At 70.5% G+C, this 6,391-nt stretch carries 5 protein-coding genes; 2 read left to right on the forward strand and 3 right to left on the reverse strand.

Going from position 1 to position 6,391, the window contains the following annotated elements:
- Positions 1-1,797, forward strand: a 1,797-nt coding sequence (locus ACY0I8_RS15135; protein WP_461395409.1) for an AAA family ATPase, incomplete at its 5' end; no start/stop codon positions are given.
- Positions 1,798-1,907: 110 nt separating this feature from the next.
- On the forward strand, positions 1,908-3,521 hold the full coding sequence (locus ACY0I8_RS15140) for a long-chain-fatty-acid--CoA ligase (protein ID WP_461395410.1): 1,614 nt from the start codon (positions 1,908-1,910) through the stop codon (positions 3,519-3,521).
- 281 nt (positions 3,522-3,802) lie between these two features.
- Here the strand turns inward: ACY0I8_RS15140 and ACY0I8_RS15145 are convergent, their stop codons facing one another.
- The 3 genes from ACY0I8_RS15145 to ACY0I8_RS15155 all read right to left on the reverse strand — a co-directional run.
- Complete coding sequence (locus tag ACY0I8_RS15145; protein ID WP_461395411.1) at positions 3,803-4,666, reverse strand: MBL fold metallo-hydrolase; 864 nt, start codon at positions 4,664-4,666, stop codon at positions 3,803-3,805.
- A gap of 247 nt (positions 4,667-4,913) precedes the next feature.
- Complete coding sequence (locus ACY0I8_RS15150) at positions 4,914-5,864, reverse strand: ketopantoate reductase family protein (protein ID WP_461395412.1); 951 nt, start codon at positions 5,862-5,864, stop codon at positions 4,914-4,916.
- Positions 5,865-6,042: 178 nt separating this feature from the next.
- The coding region (locus ACY0I8_RS15155) for a class I adenylate-forming enzyme family protein (protein ID WP_461395413.1) at positions 6,043-6,391 on the reverse strand (349 nt) is incomplete at its 5' end.

A 6,391-nucleotide genomic window follows, 5' to 3' on the forward strand; every position in this document is an offset into this window, starting at 1 on the left:
AGCGAGAACCGCGACGTGCACGACATCTCGGTGCGGCCCACCGACCTCATGGACCCGGCGAACCCCATCGACGGCACGGTCCAGAACCTGGAGCGGGTGTACGACATCGCCAAGATGATCGCCCCGGCCGTGGTGTTCTTCGACGAGGCCGACGCCATCGCCCCCCGCCGGAGCGCCTCGGGCGGAAGCCCCCAGGACAAGATCACGAACAAATTCCTGAACATCATCGACGGCGAGGTGCCCCTGAACCGGGTGTTCACCGTGCTCACCACGAACCGGCTCGACATCCTCGACCCGGCCCTGGTGCGCTCGAAGCGGCTGAAGGCTTTGGAGGTCACGGGCCACCTGCGAAAGGCCGACATCCTGGGCATCCTCGAGAAACGGCTCGAGGGCGTGCCCCTGGGGCCGGGGCTCGACCTGGCGGCCCTGTACGAGGCGGCCGCCCCGGTGTCCCAGACGCCGGCGGACTTCGCGGCGTTCGTGGAGAAGGCCGTGGGCCTCCGGCGCACCGAGTTCGAGGTGATCCTCCGGCTTCGGGCCCTGGTGGAGGCCCCCAACGAGGCCAAGGAGAACTTCGTCAAGTTCAACCTGAAGACCCTGGCCGGGATCCTCGAGGCGGTGGACGCCCCCCACACGATCCGGTCCGACCTGAAGGCCCGGCCCCTGGAATTCCTGAAACACTACTACGACCTGCTGGGGCTCCTGGAAGGCATCGAGCGGCCCGAGGACTACCCCCTCACCCGGGCCCACCTCCTGGCCGCCCGCCAGGAGCTCGGCCAGAGCCCCACGAAAAAGGGCAAGGTCCAGCTCGACGAGTTCCTGGGGGCCGAGCTCAGCCAGGAGCCCCAGGTGGGGTTCATCATCGGCGTGGGCGCCAACGACGTGACCGGCATGCTCCTGCCCATCGCCACGAGCCTCATGTACAACTTCTCCCCGGAGAAGGTGCTCGTGACCGGCGCCGTTTCGAGCTCGGCCCCCAACGCCGCGGAGCTCGACATGGCGGTGCAGATGACCCAGCAGTCGGCCAAGGAGGCCTTCACCCTGGTGGAGAACTACCTCCAGAGCCTCGCCCCCAGGATCAACGTCCCCCGGGTCCTGGGGGAGTTCCTGGACCGCTACACCATCCACCACCAGCTCCTCTCCGCCTCCTATACCGTGGGCGGCCCGTCCGCCGGCTACGCGCTCGCCATCAACACCCTCTCGGCACTCCTCCACCTGCCGGTCGCCAACGACTTCGGCATCACGGGCGCCCCCTGGACCAAGGGGGTGAAACGGGGCGAGGTGGGCAGCTCGGTGATCATCGGGGGCCACAAGAAGAAAGCAGAGAAAGTCCTGCAACATCTTCGTCGCATGTATATGCCGCTACAGAACTATCGCGATCTGGAGACCGACTACCTCCTGGCCTACTGGGAGCAGGGCAAGGACATCCTGGGGGTGACCCATTTCGGCGATCTGGTGCCCGAGGTGCTCTGGCTCGGCGAGGACTACGAGGAGAAGCTGGAGCGGCTGGTGGAGACCCGGATTCGGTACAAGCTCCGCAAGTACCGGGGGGAGCCCCCGCCCCGGGAGCTCAAGCAGGAGATCCTGGAGCTGAAGGCCGAGCTCCGGGCCGCCGCCGAGGAGGAGCTCGTGCGCCGGATCGATGCGATCCGGGCCTATCTCCAAACCCCGGACCGAGACCCCCACCTCTCGCTGGAGGAGATCTTTCGGCACCACCGCAGCCGGCGGCTCTGGGGCCTCGTGGGCTTCCGCACCCGGTGGCGGCGGCCGCCCCAGGAGGTGGAAAGGCAGACCTAGGAATCGGGCCGGCCGGCTGGGCCGACGGACGGGTTGGCGGGCCCCCCGCGCACCGACCCGCCTCCCCCCGCGGTTCCCCCGCCGGGTCACGACGCGATCGGGAGGTTTCCATGGAGTTCCACGACGCCAACTTCGCCCCCCTCACCCCCCTGGATTTCCTCGAACGGAGCGCCCGGGTGTTCCGGGAGCGGCTGGCCGCGGTCTACGGCGACCGCATCTGGACCTACGGGGAGTTCGGCCGGCGGTGCGACGCCCTGGCCCGGGCCCTCCGGGACGCCGGGGTCGGACCCGGCGACCGGGTGGCCGCGCTGCTGCCCAACGTGCCGGCCATGCTGGAAGCCCATTTCGGGGTCCCGAAGGCCGGAGGGGTTCTCGTGGCCATCAACACCCGGCTGTCCGCCGACGAGGTGGCCTACATCCTGGGCCACGCCGAGCCCAAGGTGCTCCTCGTGGATCCGGAACTCGCGGCCGGGGTCCGGCCGGCCATCAAGGGGTTCCCGGGGCTCGTGGTCCACGTCGCCGACGCGCAGGCCGAAGGGGAGACCTGGGCGCCGGAGGGTCCGGAGTACGAGGGTTTCCTCGCTTCCGCCTCCCCCGAGCCGGTGGGGTTCCGGGTGACCGACGAGGCCGCCCCCATCTCCATCAACTACACCTCGGGCACCACCGGAAACCCCAAGGGGGTGGTGTACTCCCACCGGGGCGCGGCGCTGAACGCCCTCGGGGAGATCGTGGAAACCGGGCTTTCGGCCTACAGCGTGTACCTCTGGACCCTGCCCATGTTCCACTGCAACGGGTGGTGCTTCCCCTGGGCCGTGACCGCCGTGGGCGGCACCCACGTGTGCCAACGGAGGTTCGACCCGGCCGAGGCGTACCGCCTCATCGACCGGTGGGGGGTCACCCACCTGTGCGGCGCCCCCACCGTGCTCCGGATGCTGGTGGCGGCGCGGCCGTCCCCCGACTACCGGTTCGCCCGGCCCGTGCACATCGTCACGGCGGCCGCCCCACCCAGCCCCACCCTGATCGGCCAGGTGGAGGAGATGGGAGCCCGGATCACCCACGTGTACGGGCTGACCGAGGTCTACGGCCCCCACACCGTGTGCGCCTGGCACCCGGAGTGGGACGAGCTTCCCCTCGAGGAACGGGCCCGGCGCAAGGCCCGCCAGGGGGTGGCCTACACCCATGCGGTGTACCTGCGGGTGGTGGACGAGCACATGGAGGACGTGCCGGCGGACGGCCAAACCCTGGGCGAGGTGGTGATGCGGGGCAACAACGTGATGCTCGGCTACTTCCGCCAACCCGAGGCCACGGCCGAGGCGTTCCGGGGCGGGTGGTTCCACAGCGGCGACCTCGCCGTGGTCCATCCCGACGGGTACATCGAACTCAAGGACCGGAAGAAGGACATCATCATCTCGGGCGGGGAGAACATCTCCACGATCGAGGTGGAGAACACGCTCTACAAGCACCCCGGGGTGGCCGAGGTGGCCGTCATCGGGGTACCCGACGACACCTGGGGCGAGGTGCCCAAGGCCTTCGTGACCCCCAAGCCCGGGGTCACCCTAACGGCCGAGGAACTCCGGGCGTTCTGCCGGGAGCGGCTCGCCCATTTCAAGTGCCCGAAGGCGTTCGAGTTCTGCGACCTCCCGAAAACGAGCACGGGGAAGATCCGCAAAAACGTGCTGCGGGAGCGGGAGTGGGCCGGCCGCGCGGAACGGATCCGCGGGTAGATGCGCGGACGTGGCTACCACCAACACCAACGGAAGGATTGTCAGGTCCCCGTGGTCGCTACGGAAACCCGCGGGTGGGGGGCTGGTGGAGAGCCGGGTGCGGCCCCTCACGTCGCCGCGCCCCACCAGGCTTGGATTGCTTTGGAAGGTTCGGAACTTCCGCTGCCCGTGCCCCGGCCCACCGGGCTGACGGCGGCATGAGAAGGCGCGGCGAAATGGGTGCCGCACTCGCACCCGGCCGGAGCCAGTCCCCCACCCGTATCCGACGATGCTTCTGATTGCTACCCCTGCCTCACCCGGCGGATCAAAAGCCCGCAGCAGGCCCGGATGTTCTCCGGGCTGTAGCAGGTGAGCTCGTCCCGGTACACCTCGGCGAAAAGGGCCTCCGCCAGGGCCTCGTCGGTTCCCTCGTGGGCCAGCACCCGGTCCCGCAGGCTCCGGGCGGCCCCCTCGGCCGCGACCAGGGCGTCCCGGGCCGCCTCTCCCGCCAGCGCCCCCTGGTGCCCCAGGGCCACGATCTCGGGCGCCGCCTGCCGGATCCGCGCCAGGGTCTCCAGGTACGGGCCGTAGCCGGTGAAGAACAGCGGCATGAACCCGCCGTCCCCGTACCGGAACCCCAGGGAGTCGGAGGCGAAGATCAGGTTTCGCTCCGGCACCCGGACCAGGAGGTTTCCGGGCGAGTGGCCGTGGGCCTCCCGGAACTCCAGGGTGAGCCCGCCGAGATCGATCCGAGCCCCCTCGGCGAACACGTCGGCATCCCCGAGATCCGGCGGTTCCGGCTCGGGGGGCCCTGCCACGTTCTCGCCCCGTCTCCGGAGCGCCTCGGCCATGAACCGGTCCTCGGCCCCGAACCCGGCGGCGGCCCGGGGGTGGGCCAGAAACTCCCGGGCGCCGGGGGCCACGACGACCCGGGCGTCCGGGTAGCGCTCCCGCAGAGGGCGAAGCCCGCTCACGTGGTCGGTGTGGGGATGGGTGACCACCAGGAGATCCGGCTCCACGCCCAGGCGCTCGAGGTTCCCCGCCACCCGGCCCGCCACGGCCGAGATCCCCACCTCCACCAGGGCGGCCCTCTCCCCGCCCCGCACCAGGTACACGTCGAAGAGGGGATGACCCACGTTCCAGACGTTCTCGCACAGTTCCCGCACGCTCTCGCCTCCGGCAGCTTCGGTCCACAGTCTGCGGTCTACCGTCTACGGTCCCTCGGGTCCAACCGGGCTGTGACACGGCCGTTTCGGGCCTTACGGCCCGAGTCGCGCCTTGGAGGGCGCTCCCACACCGGGCAAGGTCCCGGCGGTTCCGTTCCCGCGCCCGGCCCAAGGGCCCGGGAACGCCTCCACCCCCCTCCGTGTCCTCCGTGCCCTCCGTGGTGGAATAATTCTCGGCCTTCGGCCGTCAGCCGCCTTTCTCCCCGCGGCGGCTTTGCTCCAGCGCCCTCACGAGGTCGGTGAGCACCCGGTACGTGGGGGTGGGGATTCCGTGGCGTTCGCCGTAGGCCACGACCCGGGCGCCCAGGTATTCGATCTCGGTGGGCTTTCCGGCCGCCAGGTCGTGGCACATCGAGTCCTTGTGGACCCCGGCCCTCTCCAGGTAGGCCACCACTTGGGCCAGGTACTCCTCCCCGAGGTCGTATCCCAGGACCCGGGCCACGGCCAGCACCTCCCGGAAGCAGGCATCGGCCACCCGCCGGCTCGGCGGCGACGTGAGGGCCTCCCGGAGCGTCATGTCGGCCAGGGCGCAGATCGGGGCCATGGTGCACTTCATGACCATCTTCTTCCACACGGAAAGGCCGATGTCGTCCACGGCCTCGGTGGCCAGCCCCCCGGCCGTGAGGGCCCCGGCCAGGGCGGCCGCCCGCTCCCGGCCCGCCGGCGACACGGCCCCCAGATGGTTCGGGGGGTTGAAGAACGCCACCTCGGCCTCGCCGGGCCCGCGCCGGGCGCACCCGTAGTTCAGAACCATCCGGAACGCGCTCTCCGCCCCGAACTGTTCGGCCACGTCGTCTTCGGTGCCGAGGCCGTTGTGGCAGCTCACCACGGCGGTCTCCCCGGGCCGTACCGCGGGTTCCAGGGCGTCCAGAACCCGGGGGAGGTCGTAGGTCTTGGTGCACAGGAACACGGCGTCGGCCCCGCGGCCCGCGAGACCTTCCGGACCCACCACGACCTCCCCGACCCGCACCGCCTTCTCCACCGCGCCGGTCACCCGCAGCCCCCGGGCCCGCAGGGCCTCGGCCGCCTCCGGCCGGGACACCACGAGGATCGTCTCGGGGCACGTCTCCAACAGGGCCGCCGCCAGCACGGTGCCCGTGGCCCCCACCCCCACCACCGCCGGTCGTTCGATGCGCATCGTTCCCTCCGAGGAAGATCGGTCTTCAATCTACGGTCGTCGGTCTCCAGTCGTCGGTCTCCGGTCGCCGGTCCGAAGGTCCGCCATCAGGACGGGGCCGTGAACCCCAGGGCCCTTGAGTCTCCGCGTCCTCCGTGCCCTCCGTGGTAACAACCTCCGATCGTCGCTCCTCGCCCCCCTACCCCGTCCGGGCCCGTTCCCGGAGCACCCGGTGCAGGATCTTGCCCGTGGCCGTGCGGGGCATCTCGTGCTCGGCGATGAACTCCACGATCTTTGGCCGCTTGTACCCGGCGATCCGGCCCTTGCAGAACTCCTGGATCTCCCGGGCCAGCGCGTCGGAGGCCGCAAACCCCGCCTGGAGCACCACCACGGCCTTCACCGCCTCTCCCCATTTGGGGTCGGGCACCCCGATCACGGCCACGTCCCGCACGGCCGGGTGTTGGGCCACCACGGCCTCGACCTCCGACGGGTACACGTTCTCCCCGCCCGTGATGATCATGTTGGCCTTCCGGTCCACCAGGTAGTAG

This window comes from Deferrisoma sp. (genome assembly GCF_054681715.1).

What these genes read in the sequence shown, in the direction of transcription:
- ACY0I8_RS15150 (WP_461395412.1), bottom strand. Translation starts at nt 5,864, where the DNA reads ATGCGCATCGAACGACCGGCGGTGGTGGGGGTGGGGGCCACGGGCACC.
- ACY0I8_RS15140 (WP_461395410.1), top strand. Translation starts at nt 1,908, where the DNA reads ATGGAGTTCCACGACGCCAACTTCGCCCCCCTCACCCCCCTGGATTTC.